Consider the following 23,540-nt stretch of genomic DNA (forward strand, 5'->3'; position numbering starts at 1 on the left):
CCGCCCATGACTGTTAAATCTTTGGAGTTGCTGGTTCCGCCGCCATTATGGTTGTTGTTGTGCGCCATAGTGGCCTACGGCTTAGCCAAGCTACACGGCTTGTTAGGCTTAACTTTATTACCACCAGCCATCTTGCTGCTACGTTGGCCTTTGTTATTGGTGGCGGGGTTTATTGCGCTGCTGAGTTTGCTGGGTTTTATTCGAAAACACACTACCATTAACCCCCATCACCCTGAACGTAGCCAGCACCTTGTGGTGGGGGCTTGTATCGTTTTAGCCGTAATCCAATGTATTTGAGCTTGTTAATGTTATTGCTTGTTTGGTGCTTGCATTTGCAAAGTTACTCGGCCTTGTTGAGTTGTGGCTTATTTATGTTTTTGCTGACTCATTTTCAAATTAAGCCAGAAGAAAGGGCCCTTGCGCGCCACTTTGGAGAGCGCTATTTGCAATATTGTCGTAGAACTCGCCGCTGGATTTAGCATTTTCTACTTTTTATTAAGCAGCTTAAGTGAGTTTAACTTGGCAATCTAGAGACTTGGAGTAGACTGTTGATAGGTGCATTATGTGATCTAGATCTCCTTTTGTTTAAGTGAAAAGCTTTGCAGCCTTGCTGTTAAGCGGCGGACTAGGGATAACTAGCACAGATTTTTTAGAGTAAGCTAAATATGGCTAATCCAATTTCAGCGCGTAAGGCTTGGGTGAAGGGTTCTTTACCCCTCGCAGAGTATGCCGCTTCTTGTAATCAAGCCCAACTTCAGGCTTTGTCTCCACAACTACGTAAGCTTCGGCAAAATGGTGTTGACGCCATTGTGGTACCGGTGCATTGGCGCTATCTGGCGCCGTTTTGTGCCGAGCAGTTAGCCCAAGCCGAAAGTTGGGAGGCACTTAAGCGTTTGTCGCAACATTTATTGGGACATGGCTTTAAGTTGCAATATCAGTTGTTTTTTTCTTCCGATACTCAACAAGGCGTGGAGCAGCGTTTGCCTGACTGGTTCTGGGGTTCGATGTTGGCGAAACTACCCGCCACAAAGAGCGCCGATGCGATCAAGTACGTCAACCAATTTGGCCGAGATAATACCCAAAGTCCTAGTTTATGGGCTGGCGCTGGTTTATTGGAAATGTTCGGCGAATGGATGGATAACTTTGCCCAGCAGATGCAAGAATTTGCGGCTAACTGTGATGTGGTTTTTCTAGGCTTAGGCCCTGACGGTGAAGCATGTTTTCCTTGGGGAGAGCGTGATGCTCAGGCTATTTATCAAAGTTTTAGCCCTACTGCTTTGGCTGCTTTAGCCGCCGACATGGAGCAACAATACGGTTCGAAACAAGCTTGGTTGAGCCTTTGGGAGCTAAATGCAGAGCAGCCTTGGCCTCAGCAACTCAGTGATAACTTAGCCGATTGCTACCAGCGTAAAACGAGTTCTACCTGCTTTAAAGAATTTAACCTTTGGTATGCGCAAAATTGGCAACAATTTGTGGGTGGCTTTCTCGCCATTGCTGAAGCGAGTTTTGCAAAGCAGTGGGCACACAGCAAATTGGCACTGAATATTCCGTTGCCGGGTATGAGTGCTAGCGATCATCCTTGGCTGGCCTGTTTAACAGGCTTAAATCCGCAGCCGTGGTTAGAGCGCTCACAGCTTTTAGACTATCAGTTGGCCCAGTTAAGTTATTGGAATAAGCAAGCGCAAAACCGCTTAATGGTAGTGGTCAGTGGTGCGGAATCTAGCCATGCCTCACGACAAAACCAAGGCTTGTTTAATGCTTTGAAAGAACTAGCCATTCCAGCCTTAGTTCAAAATGCTCAGCCGCAGGCTTTAGCCAGCCATCCGGGTTGGGATCAACTGTATCATTCGGTATTACATGGCAGCGCTTTTCAGGGCTGGCTATTTAACGACATGTCGCAGCTTAATGAGCAGTCTATTGTGCAGGGGCGTTTATCACAGCTGAATAAGTTTAAGTACCAGCACAGCGAGACACGTCAGCTAGGTAAGAAGCAATTCCGAGTGATGGGACCCTTGCACCTTAAAGTGGCGAACCAAAAACAATTGCTGGAAGAAGAAAACTGGGTGCAGTTTGAAGAGCAGTTGCGTGAATTGCGCAGTACTGGGGTGACCGCTATTTCCACCGATATTTGGTGGGGCTTGGTTGAAGGGGATAAACCCGGTAAATTTGACTGGAGTTATTACGACAGGGTAGTGGCCTTATTAAAACGCTTAGGCCTGCAATGGGTGCCGATTTTGTCTTTCCATCAGGCTGGCGGCAACGTTAATGACGACTTCATGCAAGCGATTCCCCTATGGCTTTGGGGGCGGCTGCTAGAAAGCCATGATCAACTCAACTCGGTGCAGGACTTACAGTATGTATCGGAGACCGGTGATGCCTCTATGGAGTATGTATCACTGTGGGCCGATGAGTTTGTGATGCCTTATTATCAACGCTTCATGGAGGCCTTTAAGCAGCATTACATTAATAAAGCCAGCTTAATGGATGAAATTAACGTGAGCTTAGGCCCTGCGGGTGAGTTGCGTTATCCAAGCTACAATGCCCATGACTGGGGCAATTACCCCAACCGTGGTACTTTGCAATGTTATAGCCGCTTAGCCAAACAAGACTGGCTGGCTTACTTAAAGGCGAAGTTCCATAGCATTAGTACCTTAAATGCGAGTTTTGGCTTTACTTGGGAAAACTTTGAGCAGGCCGAGATCCCCGATGCTAACTGGTTGTTTAGCCATAAGCGTTATATTCACAATGCTTGGGCGCGTGAGTTTTTAAGCTGGTATCACCAAGCCTTGGTGGCGCATGGTCGGCGTATTTTTGAAAGCGCATTAGCGGTATTTGAAGATGAGGCCTTTGGCCAGGTGCCAATTGGCATCAAAATTCCTGGTATTCACTGGGTGGTGAGTGACCCTGAATTGCCCCGTGCAGCTGAGATAACTGCGGGTTTGATTGCGGTTCACCCTACTTTAAATAGCAGTAATCAGCAGGAATACTTAGGTTTGTTAAAAGGCTTATTGCCTGAAGGTAAGCAATCTCGAGCGGCTATACACTTCACCTGCTTGGAAATGATCAATAAAGATTATGAGGGTTACTCACGTGCTGCCGATTTGGTTGATTGGATGGCCGATGCCGCCGATGAGTGCCAAGTTGCGCTAATGGGAGAAAACGCGCTAGCCGGTGAGCTCTACGGTGAGCAGGGGTGGAGGCAAATGGCCAGAGCCTTAAACCGCTCGCCAGGTTACGACGGTTTAACCTTACTGCGAATGCAAAACTTCTTCGACGATGAGCCTACACCGAGACGTGAACTGAAGAAGCTGATTGACCGCATTTCATGATGGCTTAATCCAGTTAAATCTAAAGCGCAGGTATTCACTGCGCTTTTTTTTGCCGCCGCTAGACCAGACAACTGTATATAGGTGATGCTGGTAACTCAACTTGGCTTAGGCTGGTTTTTCTGGTGTGTAGGCGTGGCCGAATGCGGTGAATTATTTTAGTATTGGACGCTATTTATTGAAGAGTTAAAGGAACAAAACATGCGTTTAGTATCGTGGAATGTAAATGGGATCAGAGCGGTGATGAAGAAAGACTTTTTAGCCTCGCTTGAATCCATGCAAACCGATGTATTGTGTCTACAGGAAACGAAAGCGCAGGATGAGCAAGTGCTTGCTGCTCTAGCAGAGTTAGACGGTTACCATATCTACAGTAACTCGGCCGAGAAAAAAGGTTACTCGGGGACTGCCATTTTAACCAAGCAGCAACCACTCAACGTGGAATACGATATGGGCATTGCTGAACACGACCAAGAAGGCCGCGTGATTGCAGCGGAATATGCAGATTTTATTTTGGTGACAGTTTATACGCCCAACTCTGGCAGTGAGCTTAAACGCTTAGATTACCGCCAGCAGTGGGATGCTGATTTTCTGGCTTACTTAAAAGGCCTAGAACAGCGCAAGCCGGTGTTGGTGTGTGGGGACTTAAACGTGGCTCATAAAGATATCGATTTAGCGCGTCCTAAACCCAACTACAATAAAAGTGCCGGTTATATGCAAGCCGAGATTGACGGCATCGACAATCTGACTAGCGCAGGATTCGTTGATACCTTCCGCTTAAAAAAACAAGATCAGGTAAAATATAGCTGGTGGAGTTACCGAGCCGGTGCGCGTGGCCGTAACATAGGCTGGAGAATTGATTATTTCTTGGTAAGCGAAGCCTTTGCCGACAAGGTTAGCGATGCGGATATTCTAACTGACATTATGGGCTCTGATCACTGCCCGGTGCAGGTTGATTTAGCCTTATAATGATTGTTATTAGCAGTAATAAGTGGCGGCTAATAGCTTAACTGGTCGCTACTTATTACTGTTTAGGGGGATTCAAACAGCAGATGCTTAAGCTAAACAAAATGAAAAGTATTCCCGATCCCAAGCATTACGACATTGTGCCGCCCGATATGAATTATCGTTATTTTGAGGCACTACAAGCTCAGCCTTTTGAGCGGGATAACTGTGCATTTTCTTTGGTTAATGCTAGCTGGTTGGCTGATTGTTCGCTGCTGGCTTATTGCCATCCCGGCTTTGCCCGCATGGCCTATCGTTTAGCGGGTTTTGAGCAGTTTGATTTTTTTCAAGGTACTGGCACCGAGTGTATGGCTGCGGCTAATCAAGAGCTGTTAATTATTAGCTTTCGAGGCACTGAGCTGAAGTCTTTCTCTGCCTTACATGAGTTACGCAGCGACCTAAATATTCTACCGGTTAATTTTAGCCAAGGCGGGCGAGTGCATGCTGGCTTTCAAAAAGCCTTAGATGAAATATGGGATGGTGAGCTAGGCTTAGGTCGGTTTATTCAACAGCAAATTAAGGATTATCCGCAACGCGCTATTTGGATGACTGGACATAGTTTGGGGGCGCTTTGGCTAACCTATGTTTTGCTAAAACGCCAGAGGCCACCGGCTTGTATCTGTTTGGTAGCCCGCGAGTGGGTGACCATGATTTTGTGCAAAGCCTACAACAACGGCCGATATGGCGGGTAGAACATGGCCGTGACCCTATTCCTTTATTACCGCCTAAACTATCTTCGGTGAAGTTTCATTTCGAAAGCTGTGGTGAATTAGTCTACCTTCAAGCAGAACAGCCGATTGCTCATCGGCGGCCCCAGCTAAGCGCTGGTGAGTTTAAGGATTTACTCTTAGATACCTTGCAAGTTCAGCATCAACGCAGCAAGCGATTGGCGCTAGACTTAGTGGAAATCAATCAACATCTACTGGATTCTTTCAAGGAATGGCAGGCTAATTTCAAGCATTTACAAGCTAATGCCGGGATTAGCTTTAGTGATCACATGCCCATATATTATGCCACCATTTTAGCTAACAAGCTGTTGTTGGCTAAACAATCCGATTAAGCGCCAAATCTGCAAGGCAGCTCAAAGCAGCTGTAAGTTAGCGCCACTATAATTAAATTAAGCAGTTAGCCTCTAATTACTGCTACGGTAAATAGTGAACACGGACTAAGCCATGATGAATCGTCAAGTTAGTACCTTTATGCAGAGCTATGTGGTGGGTGTTGAGCTGGATGACAGCGTAGAGCAGGTTTGCCAAATTTTGGATCAACATCACTTGCATTGTGTGCCGGTTTTCACGCCAGACAAACAGGTTTTTGGGGTAATTAGTGCTAGCGATTTAGTGCATTTTGCTACCTTACATGATGACCCTAAGCAACAGCGAGCTTGGGAAGTCTGTACCCATAAGGTGGTTACCGTGAATGCGTCGATGAGCGCAAGACAAGCGGCTGAACTGATGGTTGAGCAAAAAATCCACCATTTATTGGTGATGAATCAGCAGCACATTGTGGGCATTGTCTCATCGCTGGATTTGATTCAAGCCTGTTTACTCGACTAACAAAGCTAAGGAAGACAAGTGGATAAGCAAGCAAAAGATAAGCCCTTAAACGATCGAAGCACTTGGGCCATTGGCGGCGGTACTCTTTTGGGCCTAGGTATTGGGCTGGTGATACTGCCTTATTCGGCTTTGGGTTTTGTGGGGGCTTTGATAGCCGGTCTTGGTTTAGGCTTGATTATTAGCGCGATACTGTCGACGCGTTGCTAAAGCTAGAAAAAACGCAGCTCAGGACTGCGTTTTAGTTTACGGAAGGCTTATTTCACTCGGCACAAAAAGCCTTTTAAGTAGTGGCCTTCGGGATAGGGGCCGGCTACAGGATGATCTTCTGCCTGTTCTAAAGTTTTCAAAAACTGCATTTCTCGCCCTGCATCAATGGCCGCATCGGCAACAATTTTTTGAAACTCGCTTGGTTTAGGCTTGATTATTAGGGTAATTCTGTCGACGCGTTGCAAAAGCTATAAAAAACGCAGCGTTAAGCTGCGTTTTGGATTTGCTGAGGGCCTATTTTACTCTACACAAAAAGCCTTTTAAGTAGTGGCCTTCGGGATAGGGGCCGGCTACAGGATGATCTTCTGCCTGTTCTAAAGTTTTCAGAAACTGCATTTCTCGGCCGGCATCAATGGCCGCATCGGCAACAATTTTTTGAAATAAACTAGTGGGCATTAAGCCGGAGCAGGAATAAGTAAACAGCAAGCCACCGGGGCGCAGCATTTGCAGAGCCAAACGGTTAATGTCTTTGTAACCTCGGCTGGCTCGGTTAAGGCTGGCTTTGCTATCAACAAACTTAGGTGGGTCTAGCACGATAATATCGAACTGCTCGTCACCATCTCGGTAGCTGCGTAGCTGCTTAAATACATCGGCATTAAGCTGGGTAATTTTGCTGCTGTCTAAGCCATTTAAACTAACATTTTGCGCGGCTATTTCTAAAGCCGCGTCAGACACATCTACGTTAACGACTTTTTTGGCGCCACCCGCTAGGGCATAAGTGCCAAAGCCGCCGGTATAACAGAAGCAATTGAGTAGCTTTTTGCCTTTGGCCATTTGCCCAACGAGGCGGCGGTTATTGCGTTGGTCGAGGTAGTAGCCGGTTTTATGGCCGGTTTCTACATTGATTAATAGCCGTAAACCATTTTCTTCAATTTCCATGGGTTGAGCGGGAAGCTCTCCATGAATCAAACCTTGTTGGGATTCTAAGCCTTCCTTCTTACGCACATCCACATCGGAACGCTCGTAAATGCAGTCTTCTGGGAAGCAGTGTTTTAGCGCTTCGATTAAGTTGGCGCGTTGAAATTCGGCGCCTGCACTGAGTAGCTGAATCACCAATACATTGGCGTAGCGGTCGATGGTAATGCCGGGCAGTCCATCGTTTTCACCCGCCACCACTCGATAAGCATTGGTAGAGGCAAACTCTGGCAAAATGCTACGTGCGGCTTGAGCCTGCTGTAAGCGCTCGATAAAAAACGCTTGGTCGATAGGCTGGTGTTGGTCAAAGCTCCAAACACGGGCTCTAATTTGCGATTCTGGAGAATAGGCGGCAATGGCAAGGAACTTCCCTTCGGCGCTGTAAACTTCAACGGTTTCGCCAGCTAGCGGTTTGCCCGACACTTTATGAATACCGTTTGAGAATATCCATGGGTGGCGACGCAGTAGGGCTTTGTCGCGCTTGGCTTTTAGGGTGATGATACCGCTCATAATGTTTGTCCTAGTTACTAATGCCGCGCATTATAGACATCTACTTGAGCTTGACCAAGTAGATGTCTGCGGTTTATTCAAGATTATCCCAGCGAGGCTAGCTTGTTTGGCTAAAAATGGGAGTAGTTTTTTTATAGCTTGGCCATGGCTTTGCCATTCATTTCTTTTTCTAGCGCATGGTTTAAGGCTGGGCGCTGGCTGGTGCGCTTGCGGTAATTCATTAATTTTTCAGGCAGAGTTTGCTGAAAGCTTACCGCCCAATTGAGGGTATGGCATAGCAGTATATCGGCGACGCTGAATTGTTCACCTAACAAATACCCGCTCTCGGGGATCCAGCCTTCGGCGATAGCAGCAGCTTGATTAAATTCCCAAGTGGCGGTGTCTATCATTTCAACAATGCGTTGTTCTTCGGGAAGGGCAAAGCGGTGCTTACCCATACTCCATAGGGCTTGCTCTAGCTCGGTGGTGGTAAAACTTATCCAGCGGTGATGTAGGGCAGAGGCTTCACTGCCAGGCTTCGGAAGAAATTGCGGGCCGTATTTCTCGGCCAGATATAAACAAATGGCGGCGGATTCACTGAGCACTAGGTCGCCATCTTTTAGCGCTGGAACCTTACCGCAAGGGTTGAGCGCCAGAAACTCTTCACTGCGCTGTTCGCCAGCTTGAAAGTTAACATAGTGATAGTGCCAATCTAAGCCTAGTTCTTCCAGCATCCAAGAAACACGAAGTGAGCGCGAGCGCGGTAAGCCGTATAAGGTGATCATTACTACTGTCCTTTAAAAGATTGTCATAGGCACTGTATAAAGTAGTTGTTTATGAAGTACTAAGCGAGTTTTTGTTATAAGTTGAAAGTCGCTAGAGTGGTGCTTAAATCTAAGTTTATGCTCTGTGATTATAGCCCGTAGTCGCGTTCAACTTTGGCAATGCGTACTTTAAACTCGGCATACCAAGTATTGCGCCCCTGTATTTGAGCCTGTTGATGCTCTGCGTTTAACTTCCAGTTTTTTATCGCGTCTAGATCTGACCAATAGGAAACGCTAATGCCTGTTTCTTCTCTGGCCGATTCAAAACCTAAAAAGCCTGGTTGTTGTTCGGCCAGTTCTAGCATTCGCTTAGCGGCTTGCTGATAGCCTTGCTCTACCTCTGCTCGAACAGAAGTAAAAATAACCGCGTAATAGGGCGGCTTTGGGGTAGTGGCAATGCTTGACATGAGGGCTCCTTGAGCTGTTACTACTGCAAATAACAGGCAAAAGCTTAACCTAAGCGAGCGAAAGTTCAATTGAATTGTCTTCACTCAGAGCAACTGGCTTAGAGCGAGTCTTGAGCGGTTTATTCGCCGCTCAATAAGATGCAGCAAGCGCTGAACTGCGCTTGCTAGTGTGAGGTTTAGGCGCTTTCTAGCAGTTTATTCATGTCTTGTACTAGCTGGTTAAAGGCGACACGACTTTGCTGCTCAATGGCTGAAGCCAGAGGGATTTTTGCCGTCATTGGGTTCACCGCTCGACCGTTAATATGAAATTCATAATGCAGGTGAGGGCCAGTTGAACGACCGGTATTACCCGATTCTGCGATAACTTGTCCGCGGCTGACTCGCTGGCCTTTACGTACTTTAAAGCGGTTAAGATGTAAGTAACGAGTACGGTATTTACCGCCGTGTTGAATCACGATGTACTTACCCGCGTAAGGGTGGTTTTCAATACGAGTCACCACGCCATCGCCTGCTGCGAGTACCGGAGTGCCAATGGCTACCCCAAAGTCGGCACCGTTATGCGGTGAAATTCGCCCGGTTATTGGGTGTTTGCGGCGAGGATTAAACGAAGAGCTAACCCGGTGCGCGCCTTTTAATGGTACTCGCATAAAAGCACGCGCTAGGCTTTCACCTTGTTTGTCGTAATAGTTGCCGTTAGTAAATAAATAAGCGCTGTATTCTTTGCCTCGGTTAAATATACGCACTGCGCTGATTTCACTCTGACCGGTGAGTTCGCCATCGATGTATTGCCGATTTCTTACGATTTGAAATACATCGCCGGCTCTGAAGTCACGAGAAAAACGCAGTTTATCCTTAAACATTTGGGCGACTTGTTCGATTTCGTTGGCATTGAGGCCGGCTTTTTGCGCTGATAAGTAAAAGCTACCTTCAACACTGCCGCTAATGGCTTGCTTTTGCCATTGGCCTTCAATGTTAATGGTTTCGTATTCAAAACTGCTGGCGTCGATACGCTTAAAGATAATTTTCTGGGCCGGGTTAAAGGCTAGTTGCAGCGCTTGTAATTGGTTGTTATCGCGGTCAATGGTGAAGGTAAGCTCGTGACCAGGGCTTAAGGTATCGAGAGCCAAAACTGAAATATCGGCTTCTAACACCTGATACATGGTGGTTTGATCGATATTAAAATGGGTGAAAATTTTGCCTAAAGTATCGCCTCGTTTGATGGTGTAGTGCTGTTCACTGATACCTGTTGCCGCTGCAGGGCTGGCGGGATTAGGAGGGGCTGCTTGGGCATTGGTTTGGCTCAGCTGCTCCTGTCTAAAGTCTGACGCTTGAGGCTCTGAGTGAATATTCTGGGTTACGATGTCGATGGCTTGAGCGCTATGGCTGGCAATGTCGAAACTCAAGCCTTCGCTGCTTTGCGGGAAGCTCTCTTCTGGCAGCTCGATTAGTTGGCGGCCGTTATTGTTTATTTGCTGTGAGCTCGGCCAAATACTGGCAATGGTAATGACCGCGCCACAAGCGAGTATTAGTTGCCAATGTTTGTTTGGCAGACGACTAGGCCGCCGAAATAGGCGGGTTTTACTGTTTAACATAGTTTGAATTACCTACTCTGCGCCGGTTTGGGCAAGTGATGACCAGCACATGATTGGATGCGTATTCAGCGAGTTGATGACTTAAGTACATTAAGCTGTTCTCGCTTGGCAAGCGGAACAAAGACCTTGAAACTCATAGCTCTGGGAATGCAGGCTAAATCCTTGTTGGGCAGCAAACTGTTCTAGTTCTGCCTTTAACGAAGCGGATAAGCCGATCTGCGTGACATTTTCACATTGAGTGCAGATGAGCAGGGGATGAGGAGCAAAGGGCTGTTGTTGGCGATTAATAATATACCGACTGCTTGATTCAATGTGCTGAACAAAGTGCTGTTGTACAAGGAAGTCTAGGGCGCGGTATACCGTGGGCGGTTTGGTATTGGCTTGTTGTTGCTGTAATTTTGCGAGGATTTCATAGGCACTTAAAGCGCCTTGATGTTGATGCAAAATGGCTAACACAGCACTGCGATTGGCTGTTAAATTAAGCTTGTGCTGGCTACAGTAAGCTTGAATGCTTTTTATATAGTTAACTGTAGACATAGGTACCAAAACGCTCGTTGAAAAAAGTAGCAGTTTATCCTGCTTGATTTGAAAGCGTTACATTATAACATTGCTAGCAGCTGCGCAAGTCGGGAATTCCCGTGGTTTTATTAAACGTGAGCCTCGGCTCATTATTTAAGTCGATGTTAGCTAAGTAAATTTTTCTTAGGTGATGAAATGGCGAAAAAGCGTGAACGCAGATTGTTGGGCGCAGCAGTATAGAGCCATTTAACTCTTTGCTGCGGGTTTTGTTAGATGCTAGCTAAGGCCTGTCGTTGCTCATATTTGCCCCACATTGCTCGACTATTGTTGGATTTTTGCAAGCTTTGTTCGCTTTCTAGGCACTCAGCGCTTATTTTTGAAAAAGCGGTTGACTTGTTTCGGTGAAAAACGTTTAATAGCCGCCGTTGCCCGGATAGCTCAGTCGGTAGAGCAGAGGATTGAAAATCCTCGTGTCGGTGGTTCGATTCCGCCTCCGGGCACCACATTATAAAGGCCTGCTTTTTAGCAGGCCTTTTTCATTTCTATTCCCCCCTTTGTTTGCGTAGTAACGCCAAGGCCATAGGTAGTTCTTGAGAGCGCTTGAGTGAGTCGCTGTTTAGCAAAGAACTTGGTTTTTATTATTCAGCGCCTATTGGGTGGTAGCAGGGTAGTGAATTAAACAGTGGAATACTGCGGGTTGCGAGTGGGGATTGCCATAATAATGTTCTTCATCATCGGCAAAACACAAGGCTTGGCTCTAACCTAGGCTAAATGCGTGCTAGCAACACGATAGCAACACCTATTTCTTTTCTCTTCTCCCTTCAGTTTATCCAGTAACGCCAAGGCTATAGAGAGCGCTTGAGTGAGTCGCTGTTTAGCAAAGAATGAGGTTTTTATCATTCAGCGCCTATTGGGTGGTAGCAGGGTAGTGAATTAAACAGTGGAATACTGCGGGTTGCGAGTGGGGATTACGATAACCATGTTCTTCGTCACCGGCAAAACGTAAGGCTTGCCCTTGACCAAGCGTTTGCCAGCTCCCCTCCACTAATACCTCCATTGCACCACTAATAACGATTAAATGCTCGCTTACGCCCGCTTCGTGAGGCTCGGATATTCGCTGATAGTTAGCCAATAAGGTTAGTTCATACATTTCAAAGCCAAATTTTGCGTCATAGGGAAACAATATGGCGATGAGCATGTCATCACTGGCTGGCTGCTGACGCAATTGATCGGCATTGCGGATCGCCGATGTGTGTTGTGGGCTTAGCTCGGGGGCCAGAAAAGTCGACAAGGAGGTATTAAATCCGCCGGCGATTTTCCACAGTGTGGCAATCGTTGGGCTTGATTCTGCTCGCTCTATTTGCCCTAGCATGGCTTTGCTGACACCGGTTTTTTGAGCAGCTGTATCAAGGCTCCATTGGCGTTGTTGACGCTGTTGTTTTAAGGCTTGTGCCAGAAAGAGCTTAAGTGGATCCACTGTCGCGCCTGAGTAAAAAATTCTGTTGTACGTTATAGCGCACAAGTGCTAGCCTGTCTAGTCTGTGCGTTATAGCGTACAAGAAGGGCGTGTAGAAGGGCGTGTAGAAGGACGTGTAAGTGATCAGAAGGAAGCGTGCACATGCGTGAGTGGTTTGTGGTATCTCGAATATCTGCTGGTTTTGTTGCGGTATTAGTGGGCTATACCAGTTCGGCGGTGATTATATTCCAAGCGGCAGCGGCGGCGGGGGCTAGCGAACAACAGATTAGCTCTTGGATGTGGGCCTTAGGTGTGGGTATGGCGATAAGCAGTATTGGTTTGTCGTGGTATAACAAGAAGCCCATTCTTACGGCTTGGTCTACTCCAGGAGCTGCTCTCTTGGTTACCAGTTTAGCCGGTTTAACGATTAATCAGGCGGTGGGTGCTTTTCTATTTAGCTCTTTATTGATTACCCTGTGTGGCTTGAGCGGTTTAATCGACAAGCTGATCCGCTGGATCCCCCAATCTATTGCCTCTGCCATGCTAGCTGGTGTATTGCTGCAGTTTAGTTTGCAGTTATTTAAAGCTATGGAAACTCAGTTTTTATTAGTGGGTTTGATGTTGCTTTGCTATTTAATCGTACGCCATCTAGCGGCCCGTTATGTCATGCTGGTGACCTTATTGTTAGGCTGCTGCATAGCCTATTACTTGGGTATATTGGACTGGTCTACGGTGAACGTTCAGTTGGCTCGCCCCGAATGGGTAAGCCCAGCCTTTTCTTGGCAAGCCATTATCGGGGTAGGCCTGCCACTGTTTATTGTTACCATGGCCTCGCAGAATATGCCCGGAATAGCTGCCCTACATGGTAATGGTTATCGACCCGCTATTTCTCCTCTGATTACCTGCACTGGGCTTGTCGGTTTGTTGCTAGCGCCATTTGGCGGTTATGCTTTCAACCTTGCGGCGATTACTGCGGCGATTTGCATGGGGAAAGAAGCCGACGCCGATCCGACTAAGCGCTATTACGCAGCGATGTGGGCAGGGATTTTCTACTTATTAATTGGTTTAGCGGGGGCTACAGTGGTGAGTGTTTTTGCCTCTTTCCCTCAGGAGTTGGTGATGGCGATTGCGGGCTTAGCCTTAATGAATACTATAGCTAACAGTTTGGCGGGTTCTTTAGCACAGCCGAAAGGACGAGAAGCCGCTATTATCACCTTCTTGGTGACTGCTTCTTCGGTGAATCTATTTGGCATTGCTAGCGCATTTTGGGGCTTGAGCATTGGTTTGTTAGTTCACTATTTAGCTCAGGCTTTAAGTCGTCAGAACTCGCTCGGCGACAGTTAAACTTGGCAAAGGATGCGCTTTCACCTAAGGTGAGTTCTAGGGAAGACCTAGGAGGCTAAGCTTTTGAAGAAGCTCGCGGTTTGGTTTTTTAAATTACTAATTTGTGTTGCCCTAATTCTGGAATTACTGGTTGTTCCTCTACGTTGGTTTGACCCTCCTATTTGGAGCTGGCGGCTGCACCGGGCGTGGTCTCCACCCGAATCTTACCCTACGCAAGTAGAGCAACAGTGGCAAAGTTTGGACCAGATGTCTCCCTACTTGCCCTTAGCGGTGGTGGCTGCTGAAGATCAACGTTTTCCTCTGCATTGGGGAATCGATATACAGGCGCTTTGGATGGCTTATCAAAACAACCAGCAAGGAGGACGCTTACGTGGTGGCAGTACCATTAGCCAACAGACCGCTAAAAATCTTTGGTTGTGGCCTCAGCAAAGTTACTGGCGCAAGGGGGTGGAGGCACTGTTAAGTTTCGCCCTAGAGCTGAACCTGCCTAAGTCTAGGATTATCGAATTGTATTTGAATATAGCTGAGTTTGGTCCTGGGATTTATGGAGTAGAAGCGGCTAGTCAACACTATTTCCAGCTTACCGCTAAGCAGCTTTCGGCGTATCAAGCTGCAAGCCTGGCTGCTTTGCTGCCTAGCCCTTATCGCTATCGTTTGTCACCTAAAACCGCCTATATAGTACAACGTATACAATGGATAGAGCAGCAAATGCGCCAATTGGGCTTAGGTTATGTCCAGTTTGGCTCTTAGCGACTAAGCTAAGCTGGTTTATTGGAGCCACTGCGATAGGCATAAAGCTTGAGCCGCTTAGTTCAAGCGTTTTAGGTGTCGAATGTTGCTTATCTTTCTTATACTTATCTGCGAGCCCACAAAGCCAAGTGCAAACAAGAATGGTTTTTGTTTCTATTTTACTCAAGTTAATGAATTGTAAAAAGATTGTGCTAGTTTGGGCCGCTTGTTATATACTTTGTCAACGCATAAATTCATGACGGAGCGCTGTAATGAAAGCCGATCCAAGTATTATTGCTTTATTAAATAAAGTCTTAACCACCGAGTTGACTTCGATTAATCAGTATTTTTTACACGCGAGAATGTACCGTAATTGGGGCTTACAAGAGCTAAATGAGCGCAATTACAAGAAGTCTATAAAAGACATGAAGCAAGCTGACAAGTTGATGGAGCGGATTTTGTTTCTTGACGGGCTGCCTCACGCGCACATGTTGGGCAGCTTGCGCATTGGCGAAGCCACAGAAGAAATGCTGCAATGTGATATGGATTTCCAATTGGAACAATTGCCGATTATCAAAGATGCGATAGCGTTTTGTGAATCCGCTAAAGATTTTGTGAGTCGAGATTTATTGGAAGAAATCCTTGAATATGAAGAAGAGCATATTGATTGGATTGAAACTCAGCTGTATCAAATTGAAAAAATGGGCATAGAAAACTATTTAGCGGCTCAAATTACTGAAGGAGATGACTAATGAAAGGTGATAGTGAAGTAATTGATGCGCTAAACCGTTTGTTGATGAACGAACTGACTGCAATGGATCAATATTTTATTCATTCTCGTATGTATGAAGATTGGGGTCTTAACAAGCTGTTTGAGCGAATTGATCATGAATTTGACGACGAGAAAGGTCATGCCGCCTTGTTAATTCAACGGATTCTTTTCCTAGAGGGCACTCCAGATCTTAGCAAACGTGAACCTTTGCGTGTTGGTAAAGATGTGCCAAGCATGTTGGAAAATGACTTAAAAGTTGAATATGAAGTGGATGCCATGCTTAAAGAAACCATGGCTTTATGCGAGGTGAAGCAGGATTATGTGACACGTAATATGTTGCAAACCTTGATTGATGATACCGAAATGGATCACGCTTACTGGCTAGAGCAACAGCTTGGTTTAATAAATAAAATTGGCTTGCAGAATTACCTACAGAGTCAGATTTAGCTCGGCCATTAACTTAGACAAAAACGAAAGCTTGCTTTCGTTTTTTAGTTTAAGTCCCAGCTTAATATTGGCCATTGCCGCTTTCGTGCTAATGGCCGAAGTTTGGCGCAAGGGTTGACCACATAGGCATGATCAACATGCTCTAATAAGGGGCGGTCATTGATGGAGTCTGAATAAAACCTAAGTTTTGAGTAGCTTATCGGTTGTTGTTGCAGCCACTGTTGTAAGCGGGTGACCTTACCTTCTTGGTAGCTGGCGACTCCGTCGATGGTTGGAGTATAGCGTCCTTGCTGGCCCACTAAATCCACCCCTAAATAGTGTTTTACCGAAAGCTTTGCGGCGATTTGCTTAACAATGAAGCTCACGGTGGCGGAAATAATGATCACTTGATGCTGCTGCTGAAGCTGTTGAATCAGGGCTTGCCCAGCAGGATAGATAATAGGGCTAATCGTGTTATCTACAAATTCAGTAACCCAATCATCCACTTGTTGCTGAGAGTAGTACTGTAGTGGTGCTAAACTAAATTCAATATAACGCTCTAAAGCGAGTTCCCCCAGAGCATATTGTTGCATCATTGCTGCATCTTGGGCTAAGAAGTCTGGTTCGGTGACAATCCCCTGTTCCACTAAGTAGCGATGCCACAATGCGCCGCTATCTCCATTGATTAGCGTTTCATCTAGATCGAAAATATGCAGTTCCATAGTGTTCCCAAATTTAGGCTAGGCCAGCATTATTCAGGCTAAGGAAAACGCTTGCTAAACACAAGAGGCAGTCGATTTTAAGCCAAAGAAAAGGCCAGCGGAGCTGGCCTTTAAAATTATGCGGTATCTTTCTTGAGATTTTCCGGTAAACCGTCGGGAATCGAGGCCCAGCTGCGTTGTTGTGCCTCGCCATGTAATACTTTGCGAAGTTTTTCGTTAGCCGCTGCTGCGTAGATTTTCTCGGTTTTGATTTCTTCTTCTTTGCGTTTTAAAGCATCTTCCATATCAAGTTGAAGCTCTTTGTAACGTTTACCTGTTAGCACAAATACTACACCGATTAGCAGAACTAATACTGCAACTACTGCCGCGAACATCCACCACGCAATACCTGATTGCTGAACTTGGCCACCGCTTTCTGAACGTTGCACCAGCTCAACCATGTGGGCACTAAGCTTGTTATTTTGCTCACGAAGTTCATCACGTTGAGTTTGCATCTGGTTGAACTGTTCTTGCAGCTGTTTCAATTGGTCGCTATTACCATTGTTTTCTGAAATAGTTTTTTGCAAGCCAAGTATTTGCTCGTTCAAGCCGGCCATTTGTTTTTCAAGATCTTGGTTACGTTCAATTAGTTGAGCTTCCGCATTGCTGCTACCAGCTTGCTCAACCTGTTTGTATAGGCTTTGGTTTGACGCGGTAAGAGTGCGGTTTTCATTGCTGATCTTATCGTTAAGTTGCAACAGTGCTTGATAGTCAATTAGCTTACTATTTAAATCATCTTGTAAACGGCGGTTGATTTTTTGAGTATCATTTAAGGCTGACTGCAATTTATTAATAGTACGATTCTTTTTACTAAGGTCGTCTTTTAATAAAGCCAAGGTACGTTTCATCTCACTACTTGGCTCAGCGCTGGCTGTTGCTTTAGGGGCCGGAGCAGGTGCCTTAGCCGCTACCGTTTTCGGGCTAGGACTTGCTTTGGGCACAGGCGGCGGTAATACAGCCTGGGGTTTTGGCGTTGTTTCCGTAGCGGTTTTGTTACTAGCGGTTTGGCTAGCGTTGGCAAACTGTCGAGGAACATCAGTGTAAATTTTCGGATCGTTTTCTACGAGCCAAATATCCAAGCCATGTTTTGCCTTGATCCATTTCCATTCTTCTACCCCCATATGATGAAGTTCACCATTGGTTAGCGTATAAGAAAACTGTTTGGCATCGGGTCTGACGGGAATGGTAAAAGCGACACCAAAGTCATCAAACTTGCTAGGCATTAGGGGATCGGTCGGGGTTGTACCCTTGCGAAGGCGAAAATCGGTTCTGGCGCCCACTTGTTTGCCGTTAACCATTTCTTCACCTGCCCAAATATGCAGACCCCAACCGTCGTAGTTGTCAGAAAGGCTTTTATAGTGGATGGTTACATTGGCAGCAGTGGCAACTGTACTGACGCACCAAAATAGAACTAAAAATAGGGATGCTCTTTGCACAATTACTCCATTAACTTGTTTAAGTCGCATGGAGCCATAATAACTAAAAAAACAGTATAGAAGTAGCAACTAGATCACCAATATGATGTTAAATTCTATAGAAAAATTGACATAGCTCCAATTGCTGATGGTTAGTGGTCAGATTACTATTAAGTTTCTTGTAATTTTTTGTAGGTAATTATGGTGGTTTGATCCTTTTGTATGAGGAATAAATAATGAAATATAAGCAGCTGGGATCGTCTAGTTTAAGGGTGAGTGAAATATGTTTGGGTAGCATGACTTGGGGAGAGCAAAATACCCAGGCTGATGCGTTTGAACAACTAGATTATGCGCTGGCTAATGGAATTAATTTCATCGATACCGCTGAAATGTATCCGGTACCGCCGAAACAGCAAACTCAAGGAAGCACCGAAACCATCATTGGTCGTTATCTTAAGCAACGAGATTGTCGGGATGAGGTGATTCTTGCTTCCAAGGTGGCTGCACCTTCTGCTTCTGATAGAGGGGGCTATATTCGCTCGGATATGAGTTTAAACTGGAAAAGTATTCACCAAGCGGTAGAAAACTCCTTGGAGCGCTTGCAAACCGATTACCTTGATTTGTATCAGGTACACTGGCCCGACCGCGCGACTAATTTTTTGGCCAACTAAACTATGTTCATCAAGAGCAAGAGAGCCAAACCCCCATCATTGAAACACTAGAGGCTCTGGCCGATTTAGTAAAAAGCGGTAAAGTGAGATATTTGGGGATCTCTAATGAAACGCCTTGGGGAACCATGCGTTACCTGCAATTGGCTGAGAAGCATAATTTGCCGAAGATCGTTTCGATCCAAAATCCTTATAACCTGCTTAACCGAAGCTATGAGATAGCGATGGCTGAGATCTCGCATCGAGAAAATGTACCTTTATTGGCTTATTCTCCCTTAGCCTTTGGCGCACTCAGCGGCAAGTATTTAAATAATCAATGGCCGGAAGGGGCTCGCTTAACCTTGTATAGACGTTTTGGCCGTTATAGTACGTCTCAGGCCGAACAAGCTATTCAGCATTATGTTGATCTAGCAAAGGAATTCAAACTTAGCCCCGCGCAGCTGGCTTTAGCCTTTGTTAATCAGCGTTCTTTTGTCGGCTCAAATATTATTGGTGCTACCAGTGTTGAACAGCTTAAAGAAAACTTGTCTAGCGCAAAAGTTGTTATTTCTGAGGACTTAGAACAACGCATTCAAGAGTTGGGAGAGCTGTTTAGGATCCCCTGTCCTTAATGATTACCACGAATCACAAAGTAGCGGAGGATTTGACCTCGCTGTTAAAGGAGGTTCGCGCTTGCCAGCTATGCCAAGCGCAGCTTTCGCCACGTCCGGTGTTACAGGTGGCGAGCGAGGCGAAAATCTTGATTATTGGGCAAGCGCCTGGCAGTAAGGTTCATCAAAGCGGCATTCCTTGGGATGATCCCAGTGGTCTGCGTTTACGCGAATGGCTAAGCGTAAGTGAGCAACAATTTTATGACGACAAGTTGTTCGCCATTATCCCTCAGCATTTTGTTATCCCGGTCGTGGTAAACAAGGGGATTTAGCACCACCTAAAATTTGTTTTGATACATGGCATCGGCGTTTACTGGCTTGTTTACCTAATATCGAGTTAACGCTGTTGGTGGGCCAATATGCTCAAGCTTTATATTTGCAGCGGAATAAGCGGTGTAGCTTGACTGAAAATGTCGCAAACTATGCCGATTTTGCAGAACACGCTTTGTGGCCCTTACCGCATCCTTCGCCAAGAAATCGTTTTTGGCTGGCTAAACACCCTTGGTTTGAGGCTCAAGTATTGCCGGAATTACAAACCAAGTTAGCCACAATCATTTCTCGACACGCTTCATTAACTAATAGGGATCAGAGCGATTAGCAGGAGAGCTCAGTCCTTGTGATAGAGCGCCTCAATGGCCTTAGCTAAGCTGATATCGCGTTGACTCACTGCGCCTATCTGATGCGTTGTTAAACGTATCTGCACTTTGTTGTAGCTGTTACTCCAGTCGGGGTGATGGGCCTGTTGCTCGGCGAGCTCAGCAACTTCGCCCATAAAACTAAAAGCTTGGGCAAAGTCTTTAAATAGGAAGTCTCGTTGTATCGCTTGAGCTAAGTAGTGCCATTGTGGCAATTGACTCAAGGCGGCTTCGATCTCGGTTGGCTTAAGGGCTTGTAAGGACATTATTCTACTTGTGTGGTAAAGGCTTTACCCAAGTCTAGTTTAACTTGGGCGGTATAGCTGTTTGACTAAAAGTGGAAGCAAGTAAATGGGCAGCTGTAGAGCGCCCATGTAGACAAGAAACTCCATGCCGAGAAAGCCACCTGTGATGCTGTAAGTTAGTAGCACGTTACGATTGGTGGCGGTGATCGCAGAAATCAAGGCCTGCTGCTTACCCTGCTTTATATAAAGTAGAAAACTACTAATAAATAATAAGCCTGAAACGGCGAAGGCAATGGCTAAGTATTGCCAAGCCTGATTAGGACTGAGATCATAAGTTTCGCGGAATGCTCCCATTAAACCTAAGGGGAAAAACAGCACTAGCACTATGGTAACAGGGCGAATGGTTAACAAAGCCCGTTCTATTTGGCTTTGTTTTATCAGTTTGTGACCAACTACACTGATGAACACCGGCAGAATGATAAAGATAGCCAGTCGCTGGCTATATATCTGCATATCTAGTTGTAATTGTTCTGTGCCACTGAAGTGACTAAACACTAGACCATTAAGCAATAACACGAGCGGCATGAGTAGTGTTGAGGCGATGGTCATAGCCATACATCGTTGCGCATCTAAACCGATTGAACGAACTATCGCTGGACTTGCGAACAGTGAGCCAGTTGCGCAACTCGCGGCTATTGCCAAGTAGAGTTTGCTGTCTACTTGAAAAAGCCAGAGTAGTGACATCACCAGCACTGTTACACCAAGGCTATGCCAAATAGCGTAAAGCCAGACTGAGCGCTGAGCTAAGTCTTTAATAAGGGTTTTTATATCTAAGCTTACAATGGTAAATAACATCAAGATAAACAATATTGCCGGTAAAAAGGGCAGCAGGGTATTAGCTAGAGTAGGCAGCGCAAATCCCACTAATACGCAGCTGGCTAAAAGTTGGGTTGAATAACGGGAAATCAGTGTTAGCAAGTCCTTGCTCCAATAAGTATTTGTTTAAGTGGGTTATTTAGCGGTTGTCAAAAACTATGCTAATGTTTTGTTAAAAAACGTTTAAACAAGTGTTTGAAAATGCTTGGCTAACAGAGGTATGATTGCAAATACTACATTTGGCCAATTGCTAAGCACCGTCGCGTTATGGGATGCTAAGCCTGTTTGAGAGTCATTCTGACAACTTAGCTCGCGATTAAAATTTAAAGGTAACACTAAATTATTGTTAGGCGCTAGCCTGAGCGATAAACATAATAACTATAAAGTAAGGGAATCATTGATGAGTAAATCTAGCATCACCACGTCAAGCTACCACCAATTGGACAACTACCAAGTTTCCACTTTGCTTTACCAATTTATCAATCAACAAGTATTACCCGAGAGCGGTGTTGAGCAAGAGAGCTTCTGGGCAGGTTTAGAGGGGTATTTGAATGAATTTATTCCAACTAACCGAGCTTTATTAGCTAAGCGTAAACAATTACAGAGCCAAATTAATGATTGGCACCAAGCAAACCCGCAGGCCATTGAGCCACAGGCTTACCAACAGTTTTTAAGAGACATCAATTACATTGTTGATGAGCCCCAACACGTCAGTTTAGATACCGCTAAAGTTGACCGAGAATTGGCCTTACTCGCCGGTCCACAATTGGTAGTGCCAGTAATGAATGCCCGTTATGCTTTGAATGCGGCGAACGCGCGTTGGGGTAGCTTGTATGATGCCTTATATGGCACCAATGCGCTTGAGCAAAGCGGTGACATGGCCCAGGTGCTAGCTATAACCCTGTGCGTGGTGCCGCTGTTATTGCTTACGGTAGAGCATTGTTAGATCAACATTGTCCACTCGCTCATGGTAGCCATAGTGATGCTACCCAATACAGCGTATTGCATGGCGGTTTATCGGTTACCTTAAAAGATGGTTCGAAGACCACCTTAGAAAATGCCGCCTGTTTTGCTGGTTATCAAGGCGAGGCTGAGCAGCCTAGCGCCATTTTATTACAACATAATGGTTTGCATATTGAACTGCAGTTTGACCCTGAACACCAAATTGGTGCGCAAGATAGCGCGGCCATCAAAGATATTGTTATGGAGTCAGCACTGACCACCATCATGGATTGTGAAGACTCTATTGCTGCGGTAGATGCCGAAGATAAAGTCACCGTATATCAAAACTGGTTGGGCCTAATGCGTGGCACGCTTTGTGAAACGCTGACTAAAAACGGTCGTGAAATTATTCGTAAGCTGGAAGCTAACCGCCACTATAAAAATGCCCAGGGTCATGGCTTTAGTCTTAGTGGTCGTTCGTTAATGTTTGTGCGTAATGTTGGACACCTGATGACCAGCGACTTGGTCTTGGATACTGCTGGTAATGAAGTACCTGAAGGCATATTAGATGCTGTATTTACTAGTTTAATTGCAAAACACGACCTGCTAGGGAACAGCCCTTTTAGAAACTCTCGCGAAGGCTCCATTTACATTGTTAAGCCGAAGATGCATGGTCCTGAGGAAGTGGCTTTCAGTAATAATTTATTTGCCGCGGTGGAGCAGCTGATTGGTTTAAGCCCCAATACCATTAAATTGGGGATTATGGATGAGGAACGCCGTACTAGCGTTAACTTAAAAGCCTGTATTGCCCAAGCGAGCCAACGCTTAGTGTTTATTAATACCGGTTTCTTAGACCGTACCGGTGATGAAATCCATACCAGTATGTTGGCTGGCCCCATGGTACCGAAGGGTGAAATTAAAAATAGCACCTGGATTAAGGCCTATGAATTAAATAATGTTCAGGTGGGCTTAGACTGCGGCCTTAAAGGCAAGGCACAAATTGGTAAAGGGATGTGGGCGATGCCAGAGATGATGGCGGAAATGCTCGAAACCAAGCAAGCGCACCCGCTTAGTGGTGCAAGCACCGCTTGGGTTCCATCGCCTACTGCCGCTACCTTACATGCCATTCATTATCACCAAGTGAATGTGGCTAGCATTCAAAAACAATTGTTAGAGCAGTTGGCCGATGGGCAACAGCACTATCTTGCCGATTTGCTAACACCGCCTTTAGCCACTGATACTAGTTGGACGGAGCAACAGCTGATTGATGAGTTAGATAACAATATTCAGGGTATTTTAGGTTATGTGGTGCGTTGGGTAGAGCAGGGAGTAGGCTGCTCTAAAGTACCAGATATCAATGGCATTGGTTTGATGGAAGACCGCGCTACCTTGCGGATCTCAAGCCAACATGTGGCAAACTGGTTGAAACATGGCATTGTCAGTGAACAGTTGGTAAAACAACGTTTTGAGGTGATTGCGGCCTTAGTGGATCAGCAAAATGCAGGGGATCCCGCATATCAAAATATGGCGGGCAACTTTGATAGAAGCTGTGCCTATCTCGCCGCTTTAGACTTGGTATTTAAAGGCGCCGAGCAACCTAGCGGCTACACCGAACCCTTGCTGCATCAATGGCGACGTAAATTTAAAGCCCAATAAACTTGTTCCTATAAAACCAAGCCCGTGTAATACGGGCTTGGTTTTTTATTCGATTAAATTAGAGCTGC

General features: G+C 45.8%; 22 protein-coding genes, 1 tRNA gene and 3 pseudogenes. 16 read left to right on the forward strand and 10 right to left on the reverse strand.

The genetic code is table 11. The features are described 5' to 3' along the window. The first annotated feature begins 6 nt into the window (after positions 1 to 6). From AR383_RS19175 to AR383_RS19210, 8 genes are all read left to right on the forward strand, one after another. Positions 7 to 297: a hypothetical protein gene (locus tag AR383_RS19175; protein WP_055734578.1), complete on the forward strand. Its 291-nt coding sequence runs from the start codon at positions 7 to 9 to the stop codon at positions 295 to 297. An 8-nt stretch (positions 298 to 305) separates the two neighbouring features. Beyond that, complete coding sequence (locus AR383_RS19180; protein ID WP_232304769.1) at positions 306 to 479, forward strand: methyltransferase family protein; 174 nt, start codon at positions 306 to 308, stop codon at positions 477 to 479. Positions 480 to 665: 186 nt separating this feature from the next. Next, complete coding sequence (locus AR383_RS19185; RefSeq protein ID WP_055734580.1) at positions 666 to 3,329, forward strand: family 14 glycosylhydrolase; 2,664 nt, start codon at positions 666 to 668, stop codon at positions 3,327 to 3,329. 198 nt (positions 3,330 to 3,527) lie between these two features. Beyond that, positions 3,528 to 4,292 (forward strand): exodeoxyribonuclease III, encoded by a 765-nt coding sequence (locus AR383_RS19190; RefSeq protein WP_055734581.1) that lies wholly within the window; start codon positions 3,528 to 3,530, stop codon positions 4,290 to 4,292. A gap of 101 nt (positions 4,293 to 4,393) precedes the next feature. Next, positions 4,394 to 5,020 (forward strand): lipase family protein, encoded by a 627-nt coding sequence (locus AR383_RS22385; protein ID WP_055734582.1) that lies wholly within the window; start codon positions 4,394 to 4,396, stop codon positions 5,018 to 5,020. Beyond that, on the forward strand, positions 4,942 to 5,388 hold the full coding sequence (locus AR383_RS22390; protein ID WP_198150180.1) for a lipase family protein: 447 nt from the start codon (positions 4,942 to 4,944) through the stop codon (positions 5,386 to 5,388). Before AR383_RS22385 ends, AR383_RS22390 begins: the two co-directional genes overlap by 79 nt. A gap of 112 nt (positions 5,389 to 5,500) precedes the next feature. Beyond that, on the forward strand, positions 5,501 to 5,884 hold the full coding sequence (locus AR383_RS19205; RefSeq protein ID WP_055734584.1) for a CBS domain-containing protein: 384 nt from the start codon (positions 5,501 to 5,503) through the stop codon (positions 5,882 to 5,884). An 18-nt stretch (positions 5,885 to 5,902) separates the two neighbouring features. Next, positions 5,903 to 6,091, forward strand: a complete 189-nt coding sequence (locus AR383_RS19210) for a hypothetical protein (RefSeq protein WP_055734585.1) — start codon at positions 5,903 to 5,905, stop codon at positions 6,089 to 6,091. Positions 6,092 to 6,385: 294 nt separating this feature from the next. Here AR383_RS19210 and AR383_RS19220 read toward each other — a convergent pair whose 3' ends face one another. From AR383_RS19220 to AR383_RS19240, 5 genes are all read right to left on the reverse strand, one after another. Continuing rightward, positions 6,386 to 7,576 carry a class I SAM-dependent rRNA methyltransferase gene (locus tag AR383_RS19220; protein ID WP_055734587.1) on the reverse strand — a complete coding sequence of 397 codons (1,191 nt, stop codon included), beginning with the start codon at positions 7,574 to 7,576 and terminating at the stop codon, positions 6,386 to 6,388. A gap of 131 nt (positions 7,577 to 7,707) precedes the next feature. Beyond that, entirely contained in the window at positions 7,708 to 8,340 is a 633-nt protein-coding gene (locus AR383_RS19225; protein ID WP_055734588.1) for a glutathione S-transferase family protein, read from the reverse strand. 128 nt (positions 8,341 to 8,468) lie between these two features. Beyond that, positions 8,469 to 8,786 carry an antibiotic biosynthesis monooxygenase family protein gene (locus tag AR383_RS19230; protein WP_055734589.1) on the reverse strand — a complete coding sequence of 106 codons (318 nt, stop codon included), beginning with the start codon at positions 8,784 to 8,786 and terminating at the stop codon, positions 8,469 to 8,471. A 176-nt stretch (positions 8,787 to 8,962) separates the two neighbouring features. Further along, complete coding sequence (locus AR383_RS19235) at positions 8,963 to 10,378, reverse strand: peptidoglycan DD-metalloendopeptidase family protein (protein WP_055734590.1); 1,416 nt, start codon at positions 10,376 to 10,378, stop codon at positions 8,963 to 8,965. Positions 10,379 to 10,468: 90 nt separating this feature from the next. Next, on the reverse strand, positions 10,469 to 10,915 hold the full coding sequence (locus tag AR383_RS19240) for a Fur family transcriptional regulator (RefSeq protein WP_055734591.1): 447 nt from the start codon (positions 10,913 to 10,915) through the stop codon (positions 10,469 to 10,471). Positions 10,916 to 11,324: 409 nt separating this feature from the next. Between AR383_RS19240 and AR383_RS19245 the strand changes: the two genes are divergently transcribed. Next, positions 11,325 to 11,400, forward strand: a tRNA-Phe gene (locus AR383_RS19245). 404 nt (positions 11,401 to 11,804) lie between these two features. On the opposite strand, the gene AR383_RS19250 is transcribed toward AR383_RS19245, so the two are convergent. After that, positions 11,805 to 12,374 carry a helix-turn-helix domain-containing protein gene (locus tag AR383_RS19250; protein ID WP_055734592.1) on the reverse strand — a complete coding sequence of 190 codons (570 nt, stop codon included), beginning with the start codon at positions 12,372 to 12,374 and terminating at the stop codon, positions 11,805 to 11,807. 141 nt (positions 12,375 to 12,515) lie between these two features. Between AR383_RS19250 and AR383_RS19255 the strand changes: the two genes are divergently transcribed. The 4 genes from AR383_RS19255 (at position 12,516) to bfr (AR383_RS19270) (ending at position 15,645) form a co-directional block, all read left to right on the forward strand. Beyond that, on the forward strand, positions 12,516 to 13,697 hold the full coding sequence (locus tag AR383_RS19255; protein WP_055734593.1) for a benzoate/H(+) symporter BenE family transporter: 1,182 nt from the start codon (positions 12,516 to 12,518) through the stop codon (positions 13,695 to 13,697). 63 nt (positions 13,698 to 13,760) lie between these two features. Then, complete coding sequence (gene mtgA, locus AR383_RS19260; RefSeq protein ID WP_055734594.1) at positions 13,761 to 14,447, forward strand: monofunctional biosynthetic peptidoglycan transglycosylase; 687 nt, start codon at positions 13,761 to 13,763, stop codon at positions 14,445 to 14,447. Between the two features lie 251 nt (positions 14,448 to 14,698). Beyond that, positions 14,699 to 15,178: a bacterioferritin gene (gene bfr / locus AR383_RS19265; protein ID WP_055734595.1), complete on the forward strand. Its 480-nt coding sequence runs from the start codon at positions 14,699 to 14,701 to the stop codon at positions 15,176 to 15,178. After that, positions 15,178 to 15,645, forward strand: a complete 468-nt coding sequence (gene bfr, locus AR383_RS19270) for a bacterioferritin (RefSeq protein WP_055734596.1) — start codon at positions 15,178 to 15,180, stop codon at positions 15,643 to 15,645. The genes bfr (AR383_RS19265) and bfr (AR383_RS19270) overlap by 1 nt, the downstream gene beginning before the upstream one ends. 44 nt (positions 15,646 to 15,689) lie before the next feature. Here the strand turns inward: bfr (AR383_RS19270) and AR383_RS19275 are convergent, their stop codons facing one another. Together AR383_RS19275 and AR383_RS19280 are read right to left on the reverse strand one after the other, a co-directional pair. After that, entirely contained in the window at positions 15,690 to 16,346 is a 657-nt protein-coding gene (locus AR383_RS19275; RefSeq protein WP_055734597.1) for an HAD family hydrolase, read from the reverse strand. 116 nt (positions 16,347 to 16,462) lie between these two features. Continuing rightward, complete coding sequence (locus tag AR383_RS19280; RefSeq protein WP_055734598.1) at positions 16,463 to 17,821, reverse strand: pullulanase-associated domain-containing protein; 1,359 nt, start codon at positions 17,819 to 17,821, stop codon at positions 16,463 to 16,465. 215 nt (positions 17,822 to 18,036) lie between these two features. Between AR383_RS19280 and AR383_RS19285 the strand changes: the two are divergent. Together AR383_RS19285 and AR383_RS19290 are read left to right on the forward strand one after the other, a co-directional pair. Further along, positions 18,037 to 19,079, forward strand: a pseudogene (locus tag AR383_RS19285) (NADP(H)-dependent aldo-keto reductase). Continuing rightward, positions 19,079 to 19,716: pseudogene (locus AR383_RS19290) on the forward strand (uracil-DNA glycosylase family protein). The pseudogenes AR383_RS19285 and AR383_RS19290 overlap by 1 nt, the downstream one beginning before the upstream one ends. Positions 19,717 to 19,725: 9 nt before the next feature. Here the strand turns inward: AR383_RS19290 and AR383_RS19295 are convergent. Then, entirely contained in the window at positions 19,726 to 20,019 is a 294-nt protein-coding gene (locus AR383_RS19295) for a 4a-hydroxytetrahydrobiopterin dehydratase (protein ID WP_055734599.1), read from the reverse strand. A 39-nt stretch (positions 20,020 to 20,058) separates the two neighbouring features. After that, entirely contained in the window at positions 20,059 to 20,976 is a 918-nt protein-coding gene (locus AR383_RS19300) for a hypothetical protein (protein WP_055734600.1), read from the reverse strand. A 298-nt stretch (positions 20,977 to 21,274) separates the two neighbouring features. Between AR383_RS19300 and AR383_RS19305 the strand changes: the two are divergent. Continuing rightward, positions 21,275 to 23,472: pseudogene (locus AR383_RS19305) on the forward strand (malate synthase G). The last annotated feature ends 68 nt before the right edge of the window (positions 23,473 to 23,540 follow it).

The sequence above is a fragment of the Agarivorans gilvus genome, from assembly GCF_001420915.1.
In the GTDB taxonomy this organism is placed as follows: domain Bacteria; phylum Pseudomonadota; class Gammaproteobacteria; order Enterobacterales; family Celerinatantimonadaceae; genus Agarivorans; species Agarivorans gilvus.

What these genes read in the sequence shown, in the direction of transcription:
- AR383_RS19175 (WP_055734578.1), top strand. Translation starts at nt 7, where the DNA reads ATGACTGTTAAATCTTTGGAGTTGCTGGTTCCGCCGCCATTATGGTTG.
- AR383_RS19180 (WP_232304769.1), top strand. Translation starts at nt 306, where the DNA reads ATGTTATTGCTTGTTTGGTGCTTGCATTTGCAAAGTTACTCGGCCTTG.
- AR383_RS19185 (WP_055734580.1), top strand. Translation starts at nt 666, where the DNA reads ATGGCTAATCCAATTTCAGCGCGTAAGGCTTGGGTGAAGGGTTCTTTA.
- AR383_RS19190 (WP_055734581.1), top strand. Translation starts at nt 3,528, where the DNA reads ATGCGTTTAGTATCGTGGAATGTAAATGGGATCAGAGCGGTGATGAAG.
- AR383_RS22385 (WP_055734582.1), top strand. Translation starts at nt 4,394, where the DNA reads ATGAAAAGTATTCCCGATCCCAAGCATTACGACATTGTGCCGCCCGAT.
- AR383_RS19205 (WP_055734584.1), top strand. Translation starts at nt 5,501, where the DNA reads ATGATGAATCGTCAAGTTAGTACCTTTATGCAGAGCTATGTGGTGGGT.
- AR383_RS19220 (WP_055734587.1), bottom strand. Translation starts at nt 7,576, where the DNA reads ATGAGCGGTATCATCACCCTAAAAGCCAAGCGCGACAAAGCCCTACTG.
- AR383_RS19225 (WP_055734588.1), bottom strand. Translation starts at nt 8,340, where the DNA reads ATGATCACCTTATACGGCTTACCGCGCTCGCGCTCACTTCGTGTTTCT.
- AR383_RS19230 (WP_055734589.1), bottom strand. Translation starts at nt 8,786, where the DNA reads ATGTCAAGCATTGCCACTACCCCAAAGCCGCCCTATTACGCGGTTATT.
- AR383_RS19235 (WP_055734590.1), bottom strand. Translation starts at nt 10,378, where the DNA reads ATGTTAAACAGTAAAACCCGCCTATTTCGGCGGCCTAGTCGTCTGCCA.
- AR383_RS19240 (WP_055734591.1), bottom strand. Translation starts at nt 10,915, where the DNA reads ATGTCTACAGTTAACTATATAAAAAGCATTCAAGCTTACTGTAGCCAG.
- AR383_RS19255 (WP_055734593.1), top strand. Translation starts at nt 12,516, where the DNA reads ATGCGTGAGTGGTTTGTGGTATCTCGAATATCTGCTGGTTTTGTTGCG.
- bfr (WP_055734595.1), top strand. Translation starts at nt 14,699, where the DNA reads ATGAAAGCCGATCCAAGTATTATTGCTTTATTAAATAAAGTCTTAACC.
- bfr (WP_055734596.1), top strand. Translation starts at nt 15,178, where the DNA reads ATGAAAGGTGATAGTGAAGTAATTGATGCGCTAAACCGTTTGTTGATG.
- AR383_RS19275 (WP_055734597.1), bottom strand. Translation starts at nt 16,346, where the DNA reads ATGGAACTGCATATTTTCGATCTAGATGAAACGCTAATCAATGGAGAT.
- AR383_RS19295 (WP_055734599.1), bottom strand. Translation starts at nt 20,019, where the DNA reads ATGTCCTTACAAGCCCTTAAGCCAACCGAGATCGAAGCCGCCTTGAGT.